Here is a 17,887-nt window from a genome sequence, read left to right as displayed (position 1 = left end):
ACATGCTTAGCGGAAGCGATAACATCATATCTTTCACCACCGACAGGTACAAAGAACGCCCGCTGGTGGTAAAGGGCCCCGGCGCAGGTGCCGAAGTAACCGCCGCCGGCGTATTTGCCGACCTAATAAATGTAGGCGCGAATTAAGAGATGCCCCCTAACCCCCTGAAGGGGGGAACCGAATTTTTAAATATAATGGAAAATATAAAAGAAATATTACAACCAAGCCCTTCAAAAGCTCCCCCTTCAGGGGGCGGGGGGGGCTCTATCCATGTTTTTGCCCCAGCCACCGTGGCCAATGTGGTTTGCGGGTTTGATGTGCTGGGTTTCGCGGTGAACGAACCCGGCGATGAGGTAATTATGCGCATCACCGATAAACCCGGCATCACCATCAGCAAAATTACCGGGGATGATGGGCGCTTGCCGCTTAACCCTGCTAAAAACACGGTAAGCGTAAGTGTTGAGCACTATTTGCGCAGTATCGATAGGCTGGATATTGGCCTTGATATTGAACTCCACAAAAAAATGCCGATAGGCAGCGGCCTGGGCTCAAGCTCGGCCAGTACTGTTGCCGGCTTGTTTGCCATTAAAACTTTATTGGGTGACGATACCGACCCATCCACCCTGTTGCCTTTCGCCATGAAGGGCGAGGAAATGGCTTGCGGGCATGGCCATGCGGATAACGTTGCGCCGGCCTTATTGGGTGGTTTTGTACTGATCCGCAGTTATGAGCCTTTGGATGTAGTGCGCTTGCCGCATCCGGCAGGCTTATGGTGCGCTATTGTGTTCCCGGATGTGGATGTACCTACACGCGAGGCGAGGCAGATCATCCGTAAAAACATACAAATGAAGGATGCAGTAACGCAGTGGGGTAATATTGCCGGACTGGTGAGCGGTTTGTTTATGCAGGACATTGACCTGATTGGCCGTAGCATGAAAGATGTGCTGGTTGAGCCCGTACGCAGTATGCTGATCCCCGATTTTTACCTGATGCGCGAAATGGCTATGGAATTGGGGGCGGTAAGTTTCGGCATCTCGGGTTCTGGCCCGTCGGTATTCGCCTTTACGCGGGATGAGGAAACGGCAAAACGCATCACAGCTAAACTGCAAAAGCATTTAACCAATATTAAAATAGGATCTAACGGCTATGTATCAACCATAAATGATGCCGGGCCAAGGGTTTTGGGATAACCGACCAAACCGTCATTGCGAGGAACGAAGCAATCTCCCGATAGGCGTGGCGGACATGCACAGTTTAGAGATTGCTTCGTTCCTCGCAATGACGCGGGGGGAGAATAACGGAAAAGAAAATATTAAAATGAAATTCTACAGCACTAACAATACAGACCTAAGGGTTGGCTTCAAAGAAGCGGTTTTTAACAGCATGCCGCAGGACAAAGGCTTATACATGCCGGTAGAAATACCTCGCCTGGATGATAAATTTTTAAGCCACCTGGATGAATATACCCTGCCCGAGATAGCCTACCATGTAGCGAAAAACCTGCTGGCTGATGATATCCCTGCGGATGATCTGAAAGCCATTATCCATGATGCCATCAACTTTTATGCGCCTGTAGTAAAGCTGGAAGAGAGCGTTTACGTGCTGGAGCTTTTCCACGGCCCGTCACTGGCGTTTAAAGATTTTGGCGCGCGCTTTATGAGCCGCGTGATGAGCTACTTTTTGGAAGAAGGCGAAAAACAGCTGGACGTATTGGTAGCCACATCAGGTGATACCGGGGGCGCTGTTGCCCTGGGCTTTTTAGGCGTGCCGAATACAAGGGTAACCATCCTTTATCCAAAAGGCAAGGTAAGCCAGATCCAGGAACTGCAGTTAACCACCAACGGCCAGAACATCCGCGCGCTGGAAATTGACGGCACTTTTGATGATTGCCAGGCCCTGGTTAAACAAGCCTTTACTGATCAGGAACTGAACGGGAAATTCCGCCTTACATCTGCTAACTCTATTAACATAGCCCGCCTTATCCCGCAAACATTCTATTACTTTAACGCTTACGCGCAATTGCTTCGCGAAGGAATCAGCAAAGTAGTATTTGCCGTACCAAGCGGTAATTTTGGCAACATAGGTGCCGGGCTATTAGCCTGGAAGATGGGCCTGCCTGTTGAGCAGTTCATCGCCGCAACAAACGCTAACGATACCGTACCTGCGTTTCTTAAAACCGGCGTATATCAGCCAAAACCATCGGTGGCCACGCTCTCAAACGCGATGGACGTGGGCAACCCAAGCAACTGGGTACGCATTGCCGACCTGTTTAAAGAAAAACCCGAAGCGCTTAAAAAGTTAATTGTTGGTTACACTTACAACGATGAAGAAACACTGCAATCAATCGAAGCAATCTCTAAAACATACGATTACGTTGCCTGTCCGCATACCGCTATTGCATGGAAAGCGCTAAAAGCTTATCAGCAGGAACACCCGGCCAAAGATACTGCAGGTGTGTTTTTATCAACTGCACACCCATGCAAGTTCCCGGATGTGTTTACGAAAGAAATCTCAGATAAGATCAACATCCCTGAGCAGGTAAAAGAGCTGGAGAAAAAAGCGCACCATGCTACAAGTTTAGGTACAAGCTTTGAAGAGTTTAAAGAGTTTTTACTAAAAAATGCCTGAAATTGAATACCTGACAAGTTTAACAGAACAACAAAAACAGGTTGCGCTGGGAATTTGGAATGCAGAATACCCAAAGCAATTGTGCATGCCCGGCATGGCAGAGTTTAATGCTTTTTTAAATTCGTTAGTAAATCCTGGGTATTTTCTGTTAAAAGATGAAGGTGCCGGATTTATAGGCTGGGCTGCCGTATTTTACAGGGAAGGCATCAGGTGCTTTTTTATCATGTTATCCGACGGGGCACAGGGTAAGGGTTACGGAACGGCATTGCTAAATGCATTAAAAGCCAAGGAGAATAGCCTTTATGGCTGGGTTATAGATCATGATAATGACGTGAAAGCAAATGGCACACTATATCCATCCCCTTTAAATTTTTACAGAAAAAACAATTTCACGATCAATAACCACCTGCGTTTGGAAACAGAAGTGTTATCGGCGGTAAATATTACCTGGCAGGCAAACACTTAACTACACACCAGTTGCCGTACAAATTAATTACAGACTTTGAAGGATTTAAAGGATATTTGTCATACAATATTTAGCAATATGAATCGCCTCAGATCATTCCGGTTTATTATCGTTTTCACCCTGGTGTCGGCCTCCCTTTTTAGCTGTACCCAAAAACAGCCTTTTGATCGTGATGGGTGGAATGATGGGGATGGGATTACTTTCCCGAGACGATACATGATGGTTGATGACCTGCTTGCAACCCATAAGCTGGTTGGCCTTAAATTTAGTAACGTGGTGGGCCTGCTCCATTATCCCGATCGTTTCAGCTACGATAGCCTGAGCTTCCATTACGAGATAACGCGTAAAATGAGCGGCATTGATACCCTGTACACCAAAAACCTGGTTTTTACCATGGGTAAAGACAAGGTAATTACCTCGGTTAAGGTTACTGAACGCGATTATAAAGACGAAAAAAAGAAGTAGTGATCAACACCATTATATTTGACCTTGGCGCGGTACTGGTTGACTGGAACCCGCATTACCTGTACCGTAACCTGTTTGCCGACGAGCAGGAAATGAAAGATTTTTTGGCCAATATTACTACCCCCGACTGGAACGAAGAACAGGATGCCGGCCGCCCGTTACAGGAAGGTACAGAGCTGCTTGTACAGCAATACCCGCACCACGAGGCCAACATCCGCGCTTTTTACGGCCGTTGGGAAGAAATGCTTGGCGATGCCATTGAAGGCACGGTTGAGCTATTTAAACAATTAAAAGATAATGGTAAGTACAAGATCTACGCCCTTACCAATTGGTCGGCAGAGACTTTCCCGATTGCTTTACAACGTTATGATTTCCTGAATTGGTTTGATGGCATCGTAGTATCGGGCACCGAAAAAATGCGTAAGCCTAATCCTGCCTTTTATCAATTATTATTAGACAGGTATAATACTAAAGCCGAAGAAGCTTTATTTATTGATGATAACCTGCGCAATGTTTTAGCGGCACAAAAAATGGGTATCAAATCCATTCATTTTTCATCTGCTGAACAGCTAAAAAAAGAATTAGTGAGCAGGTTTATTATTTAACCACAGAGGGCACAAAGAAGAACCACAAAGAACACAGAGATTTTTTTAATATAACTCAGTGTCCTCTGTGAAAAACCTCTGCCCACTTTGTGGTTAAAAAAACCTCCATAAAAAGCGAAAGCCCCGGTAACTACTCCGGGGCTTTCTTACTAACTAAACTAACTGTATTATTTATTGGTTCCAAAGGGTATATAAACCCCAAAGGTTATGTTACGGCCCATGTTGTAAACCCCGTAGGTTGGGTCTTCCTGGCTGTAGCGGCCCGGCCTTAAACGGCTTAGGGCGTCGTAATATGCTTTATTGGTAAGGTTGGTGCCCGATACATAAAGTTTCAGCGGCTGCTTACCAATGTTAAATGTTGCACCCACACCTGCATTAAGCAAGGTATAGCCGTTTGTTCCGGTTTCAAACGTGGCATCAATGCGGTTTTGTGCAAAATAGTTATCTATACCTGCATAAAAGTAAAAATCGGTTATACCTTTTACCTTAGGCTCAAAACGCAGGGTATTATGCAAAACACCGGCAGGTATCAACGGTAATGGCCTGTCGAAGGTTTTGTTTTGTGCCTGCGTATAGCTAAAGGTATTTTCAAAATGTACAAATGATACCGGGTGCAGGGTAAGGTTACCTTCAAAACCGTAAAGGTTGGCATTTACCTGGCCATAACGGTAAGTATCGTACTCCCTTGGCAAGCCGGTTCCCTCGTCAATTACGGTTGTTTGCTCCTTATTGGTATTTGATGCATAGATGAAATTATGGATGTAATTTTCATAGATGCCAAAACTACCCGTTACAAAGCCCGATCCATACTCCAGCGTGGCATCGGCCTGGTAGCTTCTTTCGGGACTTAGATTAGCATCACCAATCTCATAGCGGCTTGTACCCTCATGCACACCGTTGCTACCCAGCTCGGCAGGGTTTGGTGCACGGAACGCGGTACCTGCATTCGCTTTAAAGCTCAGGTCATCGTTAAAGATGTGGGTGTAACCCAAAGCGCCACTCACGTTAGAGAATTTATTATCGAACCCGGTAAATATCGGGTCGCCTTCGTCATTATTCTGCGCCTTGCCTTTGTTTTTGATATAATCGAACCTGGCGCCTGCGCTAAAAGTGTTTTGACCCCATACTTTTTTAGCATATACAAATGCGCCGGTGCTGTATTCATCGTAAGCCGGGATCAATAGTTCTTCACCAAGGTTAACGCTATGGCTCAGGCTGCTGCTTAAACCAATTACAGGGTGCCAGCCATTGCTTTCGGGCAGGTAATATTTAGCATCCAGCGAGTAGGTGTTCATGTCAAAAAATAAGTTAGGCACAGGTGTGCTTTCTAACTCGCGTCGCTGGTTTTTCTGGTAACCCAGGTCTAATTTTAACGAGCTTGAGCCAAACAGAAAATTATTGTTTAAAGCCACTTTATAGTGGCGGATGTCCTGTCTTGGGTAATCAAGGGTGCGGCTGGTTGACGTATTGTACAGCGGGTCGCCCGGGTCGGCATCGTAAAAACCTATATTATCCTTAAAGTAAGAGAAGTTTAAGTGCGAGTATCCCCACGCTTTGTTAAAGCCAAACATACCGCTTGCATTGGTTTGGTTAAACCCACTGTTAATGTACCTGCCTGCAGGGGTGTTAAATGAGTAGGCGTTTTGGTAAGTACCGCGGCCACGCCAAACAAACCCGTTTTCGTTACCGCTTAACATTACCGATGTATTGCTTAAGCCGTTATTGGTAGAGTAGTTAGTTAAAACCTCGCCCGCAATATTCCCTTCTGATGGAGTGGGTGGATCTATTACATTGATAACACCACCAAGCGCGTCAGATCCATATTGCAGGGATGCTGCACCACGCAAAACTTCAACACGGCCGGCAGCATACTGGTCCATTTCAATACCGTGCTCATCGCCCCATTGCTGGCCTTGCTGTTTCACACCATCGTTAAGGGTTACTACTCGGTTATAGCTCAAGCCACGTATAACGGGTTTTGATATAGCCTGGCTGGTGGTTATCTGGCTTACGCCCGGCACCTGCCTGGCTAATGCATCAATTAAATTTGTTGATGACCCTTGTAGCTGTTCTTTAGTTACAACTGTTGCCGATGTACTGTTGCTGCGGCTGCCCGATGTTACCGGCGTGCCGGTTATCACAACCTCATGCGTTTCTATAACGCTTGCCTGCAAAGCAAATACTATTGGCGCGGTTGACGAAAAATCTACGGTTTGGGTTAGGCTTTTATAGCCTACATATTGCACTTGTACCACAAAACGGCCCTTTGAAGGGATCGACCGGAAGGTAAATTCACCATTGGCGTTGGTGATGATGGAGATACGGAGATCTGGGATGCTAACGGTGGCACCAATAAGGGCCTCGTTGGTTTTAGCGTCAATAACTTTACCCTTAAAATCTATAGCGTCTGCAAATGCGGAAAATTGAACGAACAAAAATAAAAAGCAACTAATAAGCTTCAGTTTCATAATAAATAAATTAAAAATTCAAGAAAATGCCACATCAAGCGGCGTTTGGTTAAACGGTAATTACTATGAAATTACAGGAGGAGCACGCCCTGAAGAGTGTATAAGGGCGATGCTTTTAAAATCGTACTGAAAGGTTACAAAAGCATGGTTTGCGCTTAAGAATGGCGTGTAATAAACATTGCTAAGCAGCTCCATATTGGTGTGGTGCATGCTATCGCAAAGGGCGCACTTTTCTTTAAACGTTTGTTTTGCTGTATTGTGGCAGTCGTTGCAGTTTGATGCGTGGATGCTTTTGGTGATGTTGTGCTGGTGGGCAAATACCATATACTGCCCTGTTATAAAACAGAGGAGCAGCGCCCAGGCGCAAATGATACGGTAAGTGCTTTTTTTCACAACAGGGCAAAAGTAGTTAATAAAACGCTAAAGATATTTTTAAAACGTAACAATGTTGTTAAATGTATATCATCAAAAAAGTATTTAACCCGCCTGCATCCCTATATTTGCTTTATGAAACCTGCCGAAATTAATTTGAAATGGGCTGCCCTGCAAAACCGTATAGCAACTGACTTTGATAACGAGAAACCTGATATCAAAGTCGTGTTATTCTTAATAGGCGTACAGGAACTTGGCCAGGGCCCCCGCAAGTTTAGTAAAAGGCAAAAGGAAGAACTGATGCATATTGCTAATTGCAAACTGTTCAGCAAAATGGGCTTTTATGAATTGGAAGGCCTTGATCAGGACGGCTGGCCGCATTGGAAACTGGTAAAAACAGTGCCTAATTATACCATACTGGAACAAGAAATGCTGCTAAAATCCTTAATCATTGATTATTTTGAAGCAGAGATGGAATGGGAGTTTTAACCTAACAATCATATATGAAAAGAATTTTTACCCTTTGCCTGTTGCTGCTTACCATTAGCGCAGCTTTTGCTAAACCACCCAAAAATCAATACGTGCGCGTAAAAACCAGCTATGGCAGTGTTATTATCCGCCTGTATAACGAAACGCCCAAACACCGCGATAACTTTATAAAGCTTACCAAAGAGGGCTTTTATAATGGTACGTTGTTTCATAGGGTGATACAGAATTTTATGATCCAGGGAGGCGACCCCGATTCGCGCGATACTGCCAAAAACAAACCGGGTGCCGAGCTGGGCAACGGCGACCTTAAATACACCGTACCTGCCGAGTTTAGGGATAGCCTGTTCCACAAACGTGGTGTGCTTGCTGCCGCGCGCGATGATAACCCGGCAAAAGCATCAAGCGCCTGCCAGTTTTACATTGTAGAGGGGAAACGCTTTACTCCCGGCAAATTAGATACCTTGGAGAATACCCGGTTAAAAGGCCGTAAAATCCCCCAGTACCAGCGCGATATTTATACCACTGTTGGCGGTGTACCACACCTTGACCAAAATTACACCGTATATGGCGAAGTGGTTACCGGTATTGATATGGTTGACCGTATTGCAGCCGTAAAAAAAGATGGCAACGACCGCCCGGATGTGAATATCCCCATGACTGTTGAACTGCTCAGCAAAAAGGAGTGTAAAGAATTAGACAAGTTACTTAGCCCCCCAACCCCCTGAAGGGGGAGCTTTTGAGGAGCTAAAATTATATAACATTTAAAACAAAAATTCCCCCTTCAGGGGGTTAGGGGGCATGAAGATAATTACCTACAACGTTAATGGCATACGCTCGGCAATAAGTAAAGACTGGCTGGCCTGGTTACAAGCTACCGACGCCGACGTAATTTGCCTGCAGGAAATTAAGGCTACGCCCGATGTGATCAAAGAACTGGGCCTGGTTGATGATATGGGCTACCAGCATTTTTGGTTCCCGGCCGAAAAGAAAGGCTATAGCGGTACGGCTATCTTTACCAAACGCCTGCCAAACCATGTTGAGTACGGGTGCGGTATCCCCGATTTTGACCGCGAAGGTCGCTGTATCCGTGTGGACTTTGACGAAGTATCAGTAATGAGCGCCTATTTCCCATCGGGATCAAGCGGGGATGACAGGCAGATCTTTAAATACCGTTTCCTGGATGAGTTTGGTAAATATCTTACGCTGTTAAAGTCAAGCATCCCCAACCTGGTTATCTGTGGCGATTACAATATTTGCCATCGCCCTATCGATATCCATAACCCAAAATCAAACGCCAATTCATCCGGGTTTTTACCCGAGGAGCGCGAATGGATGGAGAACTTTATCGAGTCGGGTTTTGTAGATACGTTCAGGCATTGTAATAAAGAGCCCCATAATTATACCTGGTGGAGTTTCCGTGCAAACTCGCGTGCTAAAAACCTGGGCTGGCGTATTGATTATGCCATGGCCAGTAAAGAGCTGGAAGGTAATATTAAACGCTGCGCGATATTAGCGGAAGCAAAGCATTCTGACCATTGCCCGGTATTGCTGGAGCTGGAGTTTTAGCGTCCTACCCCATGCGCAAAACCCGCGCGTCATTGCGAGGTACGAAGCAATCTCAAGGCTATGCATAACCGCCAGGCATGTGCCATTGCCTATCGGGAGATTGCTTCGTTCCTCGCAATGACGGGTTTTTTAGAACAAGAAAGGCCGCGAATTTCGCGGCCTTTCTTGTTCTACTTGGATATGATTAACTCTTCACCCTTTCCACATACGAACCTGTGGCGGTATCAACTTTTACCTTATCACCAATGTTGATGAACAATGGCACTTTTATTTCGGCGCCGGTTTCAACGGTAGCGTTTTTCATTGCACCGGTAGAAGTATCGCCTTTTACTGCAGGCTCGGTGTAGGTTATCTCTAATTCGGCCGAACCGGGGATATTGGCCATGATAGGCTCATCGCTTTCAAAAGCTACAATAACGTTCATGCCTTCTTTTAAGAATTTAACCGCGGGGCCAAATAGCCTTTTGGGTACATTATGCTGATCGTATGTTGCGTTATCCATTATCACTAATGAATCGCCATCCTCATACAGGTATTGATAATTGTTGGTTTCTACGCGCGCTATATCCACCTCCTCATCCGTACGGAAACGATATTCAACCAATTTGCCGGTTTTTACGTTACGCATGCGGGCCTGGTAAAACGCACGCAGGTTGCCCGGTGTGCGGTGTAAAAATTCCTCTACCTGTACCAGTTCGCCGTTAAAGCGAAGCACATTTCCATTTTTTACATCAGATGCTTTTGCCATAAACTTTATAATTGAGCCACCAAAATTATAGAATAGATTTGAGATTTTAGATAAGAGATGTGAGATAATGCCATAAGGGTGATAACATTACCTTTATTATATAGGCCCAAATCTCGCGTACAATATGACCATACCTGCTCTTCCCAACGGCCATGATGTGAATGCCTGTTGCAGCGAAAAAGCAAAAAAAGCCCGTTCCATTTTTCAAAAAAATGGGACAGAATGGAACAAGGGGTGTTTTTTCAAGTAATTAACAATCAGTGGTTTAATTAGAATACGTTTAATGCCACTCTTTACTTGCCGGCATCCTAAAAAGGACGAAATAAAGGCGAAAAAGGACGAAAAAAGACGTTTTTTTCACCTTTTTAATACTATGATTTTTTTGTCCTATTTCTCAAAAAACGGAACAAAACCGTATTTCCATAAGTTGCTGTATATGAGCCAATGAAATAATAATTGCGAAGTTTTTGTTGAGATGTAACTATAGCATTGCTTGTGCTAACTGCCTTATTTGCAATGTGTTCCGCTTGTTCCATTTGTCCCGTTTCAAAAATGGAACAGAACAAGCTGTAGAATGAGGCAGGCGGGGGTTGCCTTATATTTAAAATCTCAGATCTATATTATTTGTAATCGGCTATGTTTAACCTGTTATTACAAAAGCTGTACTCATGCTCCTGGTTTGAGCATACAATGGTTAGGCGGTTCTCGCTGAATTTTTCTACCAGGCCAAGGTACCAGTCAATACCCTGGGTATCCAGGTTTGAGGTGGGCTCATCCAGCATCAGCATAGGGGTATCTGCACAAAAAGCAAGCGCCAGTTTTAGCCTCTGTTTCATGCCCGATGAGAAGTATTTGATGAGTTTATTGCGGCTGCCTTCCAGGTTTAAGATATCGGCTACCGCGTTTTTATCCATCCCGTTTTTAAACTGCTTAAATTTAAAATGGAAGTCGATCATCTCGTTCAGGGAGAACTCTTCAATAACTTCCAAATATGGGGCTGCCAGGCTTAAATAGTTGAATACATCGCCAGCCTCAACTTCTTTATTGCCATCAAAATATTGGATAGCCCCTTCGGATGGCACCAAACTGCCGTTTAAAACCTGCAGCAACGTGGATTTGCCTGACCCATTCGAGCCTAAAATAGCATAGTTACCTATACTTTCAAAAGTATAATCTATCCGCCTGAAGATCCATTCACGGTTAAAACGGCGGCCAATGTTTAGAAGGGTGATGTTCATGTGGGCGTTGATGGGTAATGGTTCATAGCTCATGGCATTCCCACTATGATCTATGAACCATTAACGATAAGCTTCTTAACTGCTTCCAAATCCCTTCATGATACCGCGCTGCGAGTTCTGTACAAAGTTGATGATCTCGTCGCGCTCAACAGTTGGGTTAAACTCAGCTTCGATGATATCTAAAGCCTTGGTCATGTTATATTTTTTAAGGAAGATGATCCGGTAGATCTCCTGAATCTCGTTTATGGTTTCGGCACTAAACCCCCTGCGACGCAAGCCTACAGAGTTGATACCGATGTATGATAATGGCTCGCGCCCCGCCTTGGTAAACGGCGGTACATCCTTGCGTACCAATGATCCGCCTGATATCATGCTGTGTGCGCCAATTTCAACAAACTGGTGCACGGCAGACGTACCGCCAATAAACGCGTAATCGTAAACGTTGATGTGGCCTGCAAGCTGCACGCCGTTTGCTATAATAACATTATCGCCAATAACACAATCGTGCGCTACGTGCACATAAGCCATCAGCAGGCAATTGCTACCAATAGTTGTGGTGTTTTTATCAAGAGCTGTACCGCGGTTAAGGGTTACGCATTCGCGGATAACGGTGTTATCGCCAATGGTAACGGTACTTGCCTCGCCTTTGTATTTCAGATCCTGCGGTGGTGCCGATACTACAGCCCCAGGGAAGATGCGGCAGTTTTTACCGATACGGGCACCATCCATAATAACAGAATTTGAGCCTACCCAGGTACCTTCACCTATCTCAACATCTTTGTGGATAGTTACAAACGGCTCGATAACAACGTTATCGGCTATTTTGGCCTGTGGGTGTATATATGCTAGGGGCTGTATCATATCTTATTTATATCTAACTATTTGTGCCATTAGCTCGGCCTCTACCACAACTTTTTCGCCAACCATGCCAATACCTTTCATTTGCGCAATGCCACGGCGAATAGGCGCAACCAGGTCACAACGGAATATTAACGTATCGCCTGGCAAAACCTTGTCTTTAAACCTCGCATTTTCAATTTTCAGAAAAAGTGTTAGCCAGTTTTCAGGGTCGGGTACAGTGTTTAACACCAGTATACCGCCCGTTTGTGCCATGGCTTCTATCTGTAAAACACCCGGCATAACAGGCGCACCCGGGAAATGGCCAACAAAAAATGGCTCATTCATGGTTACCGCTTTTAAACCTACCACATGAGTTTTTGTAAGCTCTAAAATCTTATCAATCAGCAACATTGGCGGGCGGTGTGGCAATATGTTCATGATCTGAACAGTATCGTACACCGGTGTCATGTTAGGGTCGTAAACCTTTACGTGTTTGCGGCTGCGTTCTTTTTTTATCAAAGTTTTTATTTTTTTAGCGAATGCAACGTTTGCAGCGTGGCCCGGCCTTGCTGCCATAATGTGCCCTTTAAGCGGAACGCCTACCAATGCGAGGTCGCCTATCATATCCAGCAGTTTATGGCGTGCCGGCTCGTTCTGGTGGCGAAGCTCAATGTTATTTAAAATCCCCTGCGGTGCTACATTAATATCCTTGCGGTTAAATATTTTGGCCAGGTGGGCAAGCTCTTCTTCATCAACCTCTTTATCAACCACTACAATGGCATTGTTTAAGTCGCCTCCTTTTATCAGGTCGTGCTTAACCAGCATTTCCAGTTCATGTAAAAAGCAAAAAGTACGGCTTGAGGCGATCTCTTTTTTAAACTCGGCCAGGCTTGATATAGTAGCATGCTGACTGCCCAGCACCTGCGAGTTATAATCAACCATGCAGGTAAAGCGGTACTCATCATCTAATGGCATGGCTACCATATCAACCTTACGGTCGGCCTCAGAGTAGTGTATGTTATATGGGATATGATAATATTCCCTGTCGGCATCCTGTTCCTGAAAACCCGCCGCCTCAATAGCATCAATAAATTGTATCGAACTACCATCCATAATAGGCGTTTCGGGCCCATCCATGTCAATCAGCACATTATCTATCTCCAAACCAACTAAAGCGGCAAGCACATGTTCAACAGTGCTTACGCTGGCGCCGTTTTGGGTAAGGGTTGTACCCCTTGAGGTATCGGTAACGTTATCAACATCGGCATCAATAATAGGCTGACCGGGCAAATCTATCCTGCGAAATTTGTATCCGTGCTTCTCAGGTGCCGGGTTAAAGGTCATGGTAACGCTTTCGCCGGTGTGCAAACCGGTGCCTGATACCGAAACAGGTACTTTAATAGTTCTTTGTTTTACATTCATATTGTAATGTTCATTGGTTCAGTTAGTTCAGTTGTTCATTGGTGAATAGTTTGTTAGCCTTATGCAGTACTAATAACTAATGAACAGGTAACTAATCGCCTTTTTTCTTTAATTCTGTAATTGTCTTTTCCAGTTCGTTAACTCTTTTTTCCAGATCGGGCAGGCGGCTTACTACAATGTTCGACCGCATGTTGTTATTATATAGTGATGCTGGCGTGCCGCCCCATTTTTTACCTTCTTCCGTAATATTACGGCTAATACCCGATTGCGCCTGCACCTGAGTACCTTTTGCAATAGTAATATGGCCTACTATACCAACCTGGCCGCCAATTATCACATTCTCGGCCACTTTTGTACTGCCCGATATGCCCGATTGCGCGGCTATCACCGTATCTTGCCCAATCTCTACATTATGGGCTATCTGTATCAGGTTATCCAACTTCACGCCTTTGTGGATAACTGTTGAACCCATAGTTGCCCTGTCAATGGTTGTATTGGCGCCTACTTCAACATCATCTTCAATAATAACGTTACCAATTTGCGCCACTTTTTTGTAACTGCCATCGGCGTTAGGCGCAAAGCCAAAACCATCACTGCCTATTATAGCACCCGAGTGAATAACAACATTGTTGCCGATTACGCAATCAAAATAAATTTTTACTCCGGGGAACAAAGTTACATTATTACCCAGCTTTACATTATCGGCAATATAACATCCGGGATAGATCCTGCAGTTATCGCCAATAACGGCATCCTGACTGATGTAGGTAAATGCGCCGATATAAGGTTCGGCCCCTATTTTGGCCGATGAGTGTATAAAGTTTGGCTCTTCTACGCCTGATTTGTTGAGTTTTATAGTATTGTATTGCTCAAGCAAAAGCGAAAAGGATGTATAAGCATTCTCTACCCTTATAAGGGTAGCCTTTACAGGCGCGGTTAGTTCCAGGCTGTTATTTACAATTACAATAGATGCATTTGTAGTATATATATATTGCTCGTATTTAGGGTTAGCTAAAAACGATAGGGAGCCGGTAGCGCCCTCTTCTATTTTAGCCAAATGGTTAACCACAGCAAGCGGATCGCCTTCAACTGTTCCGTTTAGCATAAAGGCTATATCCTTTGCGGTAAATTGCATCGTACAAATTTAAATGTTAATATTAAATGAACAAGCTATTAATTTGCTGGTCGGTTTTAGGCTCTTATTCATTTATTCAAACGTTATCAACCAATTCTTTACTATAGCAAAGTATATATTTTTTCACAGTTTTTGATAATGCTTCCAGGTTAGAATTGTCGCTTGCCAGGGTAATATCCTTAATACTGCCGTCCTTCATCATAATATGGATGTTCCCATCGCCCTTATTATAGGCATTATTACGAATAGTATCCGTAAATACAAAGTATGAGGCTTCATGTTCGCTGATGTTGTATTTTTTTACTGCTTTGGCTATCAGTTGCTTAATAAATGCATCGTCGGGTTGTTCGGCAGTAATGTCAACATGGTAAAGCCTGCGGTTAATTAACCTGTTACAAAGGGTCGCTAATACAAAGTCATCGCTATCTGCCCATATTTTTACCGCTGCCATTACATCGGTGTCATCAAGCAGGGCAAAGGTTTTTAAATGCGCATCACTTTTCATGAACGCATCTTTAGTAACAACGTTCTCTAAAAAATAACTCAAAGCGGCTGTTAGCGGGAAATGCGTACCAGTCAATGCCAGTTCGCGGCTGCGGGTAAATATTTTACAAAGCAGTTGCTCGGCCGCTATAACGGTTTTATGCAGGTAAACCTGCCAATACATCAGCCTGCGCGCTATCAGAAATTTTTCAATTGAATAGATGCCTTTTTCTTCAACCGTAATGCTGTCATCTTTTACATTCAGCATTTTGATGATCCGGTCAGAACTGATCACACCCTCAGATACGCCTGTAAAGTAACTATCCCGGTTCAGGTAATCCATCCTATCCATATCCAGCTGGCTGGATACCAGCTGATGCAGAAAATGCTTATGGTATTCGCCTTTAAATATGCTGATAGCTAATGAAAGCCTTCCGCCAAACTCTTCGTTCAGCTTATTCATCAATAGTATAGAGATATCCTCGTGATCTATCTCTTCAACAATCGTATGCTCTAACGCATGCGAGAATGGGCCGTGGCCAATATCATGCAATAAAATGGCTATGGTTAGCCCTTCTTTTTCTTCGGGGGTAATTTCAATGCCTTTATTGCAAAGCGTTTCAATAGCCAAACTCATGAGGTGCATTGCGCCCAGGGCATGATGGAAACGGGTATGCAGCGCGCCAGGATATACCAAATGTGTCATACCCAGTTGCTTAATATAACGCAGGCGCTGAAAATAGGGGTGGTCTATCAGGTCGTAAACCAGCTCGGTTGGGATGCTGATAAAGCCGTAAACCGGGTCGTTTATTATTTTCTTTTTGTTCAAAGCAAGTGTTAAGAATGCAAAAGTGTTGAATTATGACAAAACAAGCACCGTCTATTTGTTAATTAATGTTAATCCTTTGCATATTTTTACAACAAAATACACCACCGAAGGGTTATAGGGTGGTAAAATTAAATATATTATGCAGGATACCACAATATTATGGGCCGATGACGAAATTGATCTGCTAAAACCACATATACTTTTTTTAAGCGAAAAAGGCTATAAGGTAACAACTGTTACCAATGGTAACGATGCTGTTGACGAATTTAAAAAAGGATACTTCGACCTGGTGTTCCTGGATGAGAACATGCCCGGCCTTACCGGACTGGAAACCTTACAACAAATAAAGAACATTAATAACGATGTACCCATTGTACTCATCACCAAAAATGAGGAAGAGTATTTGATGGAGGATGCCATTGGGTCTAAAATTGATGACTACCTGATAAAGCCTGTACACCCCAAGCAAATACTGCTTACTATAAAAAAGCTTACCGAGAACAAACGCCTGGTGACCGAAAAAACAACCATGGCCTATCAGCAGGATTTTCGTAACCTGGGCATGAGCCTTAACGATAACCTTAGCTACCAGGAATGGGTTGATGTTTACAAAAAACTTATCTATTGGGAACTTGAGCTTGAAGCCCTGCAGGATAGCGGCATGCACGAGATACTTACCTTGCAAAAAGCCGAGGCTAACGTGCAGTTTTGTAAATTTGTTGAGCGTAATTACCTGAGCTGGATAAAAAACCCCGAGAACGGGCCTACATCATCGCCACAGTTATTTAAAAAGAAGGTGTTTCCTAAGCTGGATGGCAAGGGGCCGGTTTTCTTTATATTGATTGATAATTTAAGGTATGATCAGTTTAAGATCATCAACCCTATTATATCAGAATATTTCAGGCTGGAGGAAGAGGATACTTATTACAGCATCCTGCCAACGGCTACGCAATACGCACGTAATTCCATCTTCTCGGGCTTGATGCCTCTGGAAATGGAAACACGTTACCCGCAAATGTGGCAAAACGATGAAGACGAAGGCGGTAAAAACCTTTATGAAGCCGATTTTGTAGCCGATCAGTTAAAGCGTGTTTTACGCAGGGATGTGAAACATTCTTACCATAAGATATTGAATATTGACGAAGGCCGCGCGCTGAATGAATCGGTTAATAACCTGATGAATAACGAACTGAACGTGGTAGTTTACAACTTTGTTGATATGCTGAGCCACGCCCGTACCGATATGCAGATGATCCGCGAACTGGCCAGCGATGATGCTGCCTACCGCTCGTTAACGCTATCGTGGTTTGAACATTCGCCATTGTTTGATCTGTTAAAATTCCTGGCCTCGAAACAGGTTAGGGTTGTGATCACTACAGACCATGGTACCATCCGCGTTAAAAACCCAAGCAAAATCATTGGCGACCGTAACACCAATACCAATCTGCGCTATAAGCAAGGTAAAAACCTGAACTATAATGCTAAAGAGGTATTTCACATACGTAACCCACACGATGCCATGCTACCAAAACTGCACGTAAGCAGCAGCTTTGTTTTTGCCAAAGGCGACAGCTACTTTGTGTACCCTAACAATTATAATCATTTTGTTAATTTTTATAACGAGACCTTCCAGCACGGTGGTATCTCTTTAGAAGAAATGATCATCCCGATAGTTACCTACGGGCCTAAATAATATTTATTTTTGAAGCATTAATTCAACCCGTCATTGCGAGGAACGAAGCAATCTCCCGATAGAAATGTAGGTTACATGTATGTCGATGATTGCCGCGCTATGCTCGCAATGACGCTTTAAATAATAAAGATTGGACCTACACACCACATCCACCACCGATCTGCCTAAAACAGCGGCAGAGATCTTAAACTTTGCCGGCGATACCCGCATATTCCTTTTTTACGGCGATATGGGCGCAGGTAAAACAACGCTCATCAAATCGCTTTGCGAAGCATTGGGCATTAGCGATTCGGTTACCAGCCCTACGTTCTCTATCGTAAACGAATATGAAAGCAACAATGGACCGGTTTATCATTTTGATTTTTACCGGTTAAAAGACCAGAGTGAAGCGCTGGATATGGGCTACGAAGAATACTTTTACTCGGGCAATTATTGTTTTA

19 protein-coding genes are annotated in these 17,887 nt (G+C 44.1%); 11 read left to right on the top strand and 8 right to left on the bottom strand.

Going from position 1 to position 17,887, the window contains the following annotated elements; all coding sequences use genetic code 11:
* The 6 genes from WC615_RS16505 to WC615_RS16480 form a co-directional block, all read left to right on the top strand.
* A partial coding sequence (locus WC615_RS16505; protein WP_372979178.1) for a hypothetical protein occupies positions 1–146 on the top strand: 146 nt, incomplete at its 5' end.
* A 48-nt stretch (positions 147–194) separates the two neighbouring features.
* Positions 195–1,190: a homoserine kinase gene (locus tag WC615_RS16500; protein WP_372979176.1), complete on the top strand. Its 996-nt coding sequence runs from the start codon at positions 195–197 to the stop codon at positions 1,188–1,190.
* 127 nt (positions 1,191–1,317) lie between these two features.
* Positions 1,318–2,628 (top strand): threonine synthase, encoded by a 1,311-nt coding sequence (thrC, locus tag WC615_RS16495; protein ID WP_372979175.1) that lies wholly within the window; start codon positions 1,318–1,320, stop codon positions 2,626–2,628.
* Entirely contained in the window at positions 2,621–3,094 is a 474-nt protein-coding gene (locus WC615_RS16490) for an N-acetyltransferase family protein (RefSeq protein WP_372979174.1), read from the top strand. Before thrC ends, WC615_RS16490 begins: the two co-directional genes overlap by 8 nt.
* Before the next feature lie 78 nt (positions 3,095–3,172).
* Positions 3,173–3,559 (top strand): hypothetical protein, encoded by a 387-nt coding sequence (locus WC615_RS16485; RefSeq protein ID WP_372979173.1) that lies wholly within the window; start codon positions 3,173–3,175, stop codon positions 3,557–3,559.
* A complete protein-coding gene (locus tag WC615_RS16480) occupies positions 3,559–4,164 on the top strand; it encodes an HAD family hydrolase (RefSeq protein WP_372979172.1) in 606 nt (201 codons plus the stop codon). The genes WC615_RS16485 and WC615_RS16480 overlap by 1 nt, the downstream gene beginning before the upstream one ends.
* Before the next feature lie 167 nt (positions 4,165–4,331).
* On the opposite strand, the gene WC615_RS16475 is transcribed toward WC615_RS16480, so the two are convergent.
* Together WC615_RS16475 and WC615_RS16470 are read right to left on the bottom strand one after the other, a co-directional pair.
* Entirely contained in the window at positions 4,332–6,632 is a 2,301-nt protein-coding gene (locus tag WC615_RS16475) for a TonB-dependent receptor domain-containing protein (protein WP_372979171.1), read from the bottom strand.
* A gap of 63 nt (positions 6,633–6,695) precedes the next feature.
* A complete protein-coding gene (locus tag WC615_RS16470; protein WP_372979170.1) occupies positions 6,696–7,025 on the bottom strand; it encodes a hypothetical protein in 330 nt (109 codons plus the stop codon).
* Between the two features lie 114 nt (positions 7,026–7,139).
* Here WC615_RS16470 and WC615_RS16465 point away from each other — a divergent pair, with 114 nt between their 5' ends.
* From WC615_RS16465 to WC615_RS16455, 3 genes are all read left to right on the top strand, one after another.
* Complete coding sequence (locus WC615_RS16465) at positions 7,140–7,493, top strand: hypothetical protein (protein ID WP_372979169.1); 354 nt, start codon at positions 7,140–7,142, stop codon at positions 7,491–7,493.
* Positions 7,494–7,507: 14 nt separating this feature from the next.
* The gene (locus WC615_RS16460; protein WP_372979168.1) at positions 7,508–8,218 is read left to right on the top strand and encodes a peptidylprolyl isomerase; all 711 of its coding nucleotides are present in this window, start codon (positions 7,508–7,510) and stop codon (positions 8,216–8,218) included.
* Between the two features lie 73 nt (positions 8,219–8,291).
* Positions 8,292–9,059: an exodeoxyribonuclease III gene (locus tag WC615_RS16455; protein ID WP_372979167.1), complete on the top strand. Its 768-nt coding sequence runs from the start codon at positions 8,292–8,294 to the stop codon at positions 9,057–9,059.
* A 184-nt stretch (positions 9,060–9,243) separates the two neighbouring features.
* Here WC615_RS16455 and efp read toward each other — a convergent pair whose 3' ends face one another.
* The 6 genes from efp to WC615_RS16425 form a co-directional block, all read right to left on the bottom strand.
* Positions 9,244–9,807, bottom strand: a complete 564-nt coding sequence (gene efp, locus WC615_RS16450; RefSeq protein ID WP_372979166.1) for an elongation factor P — start codon at positions 9,805–9,807, stop codon at positions 9,244–9,246.
* Positions 9,808–10,427: 620 nt separating this feature from the next.
* Positions 10,428–11,045 carry an ATP-binding cassette domain-containing protein gene (locus WC615_RS16445; RefSeq protein WP_372979177.1) on the bottom strand — a complete coding sequence of 206 codons (618 nt, stop codon included), beginning with the start codon at positions 11,043–11,045 and terminating at the stop codon, positions 10,428–10,430.
* Positions 11,046–11,120: 75 nt separating this feature from the next.
* Positions 11,121–11,906, bottom strand: coding sequence for an acyl-ACP--UDP-N-acetylglucosamine O-acyltransferase (lpxA, locus tag WC615_RS16440; RefSeq protein WP_067053393.1), 786 nt, complete (start codon positions 11,904–11,906; stop codon positions 11,121–11,123).
* Between the two features lie 3 nt (positions 11,907–11,909).
* Positions 11,910–13,307 carry a bifunctional UDP-3-O-[3-hydroxymyristoyl] N-acetylglucosamine deacetylase/3-hydroxyacyl-ACP dehydratase gene (locus WC615_RS16435; RefSeq protein WP_372979165.1) on the bottom strand — a complete coding sequence of 466 codons (1,398 nt, stop codon included), beginning with the start codon at positions 13,305–13,307 and terminating at the stop codon, positions 11,910–11,912.
* 91 nt (positions 13,308–13,398) lie between these two features.
* Positions 13,399–14,442 (bottom strand): UDP-3-O-(3-hydroxymyristoyl)glucosamine N-acyltransferase, encoded by a 1,044-nt coding sequence (gene lpxD / locus WC615_RS16430; protein ID WP_372979164.1) that lies wholly within the window; start codon positions 14,440–14,442, stop codon positions 13,399–13,401.
* 76 nt (positions 14,443–14,518) lie between these two features.
* Entirely contained in the window at positions 14,519–15,754 is a 1,236-nt protein-coding gene (locus WC615_RS16425; protein WP_372979163.1) for an HD domain-containing protein, read from the bottom strand.
* A gap of 139 nt (positions 15,755–15,893) precedes the next feature.
* Here WC615_RS16425 and WC615_RS16420 point away from each other — a divergent pair, with 139 nt between their 5' ends.
* Both WC615_RS16420 and tsaE read left to right on the top strand, forming a co-directional pair.
* Positions 15,894–17,447: a PglZ domain-containing protein gene (locus tag WC615_RS16420; protein ID WP_372979162.1), complete on the top strand. Its 1,554-nt coding sequence runs from the start codon at positions 15,894–15,896 to the stop codon at positions 17,445–17,447.
* Between the two features lie 130 nt (positions 17,448–17,577).
* A partial coding sequence (gene tsaE / locus WC615_RS16415) for a tRNA (adenosine(37)-N6)-threonylcarbamoyltransferase complex ATPase subunit type 1 TsaE (protein ID WP_372979161.1) occupies positions 17,578–17,887 on the top strand: 310 nt, incomplete at its 3' end.

The sequence above is a fragment of the Mucilaginibacter sp. genome (assembly GCF_041663085.1).
GTDB lineage: Bacteria > Bacteroidota > Bacteroidia > Sphingobacteriales > Sphingobacteriaceae > Mucilaginibacter.
This window is presented reverse-complemented; position numbering and strand designations above follow the sequence as displayed.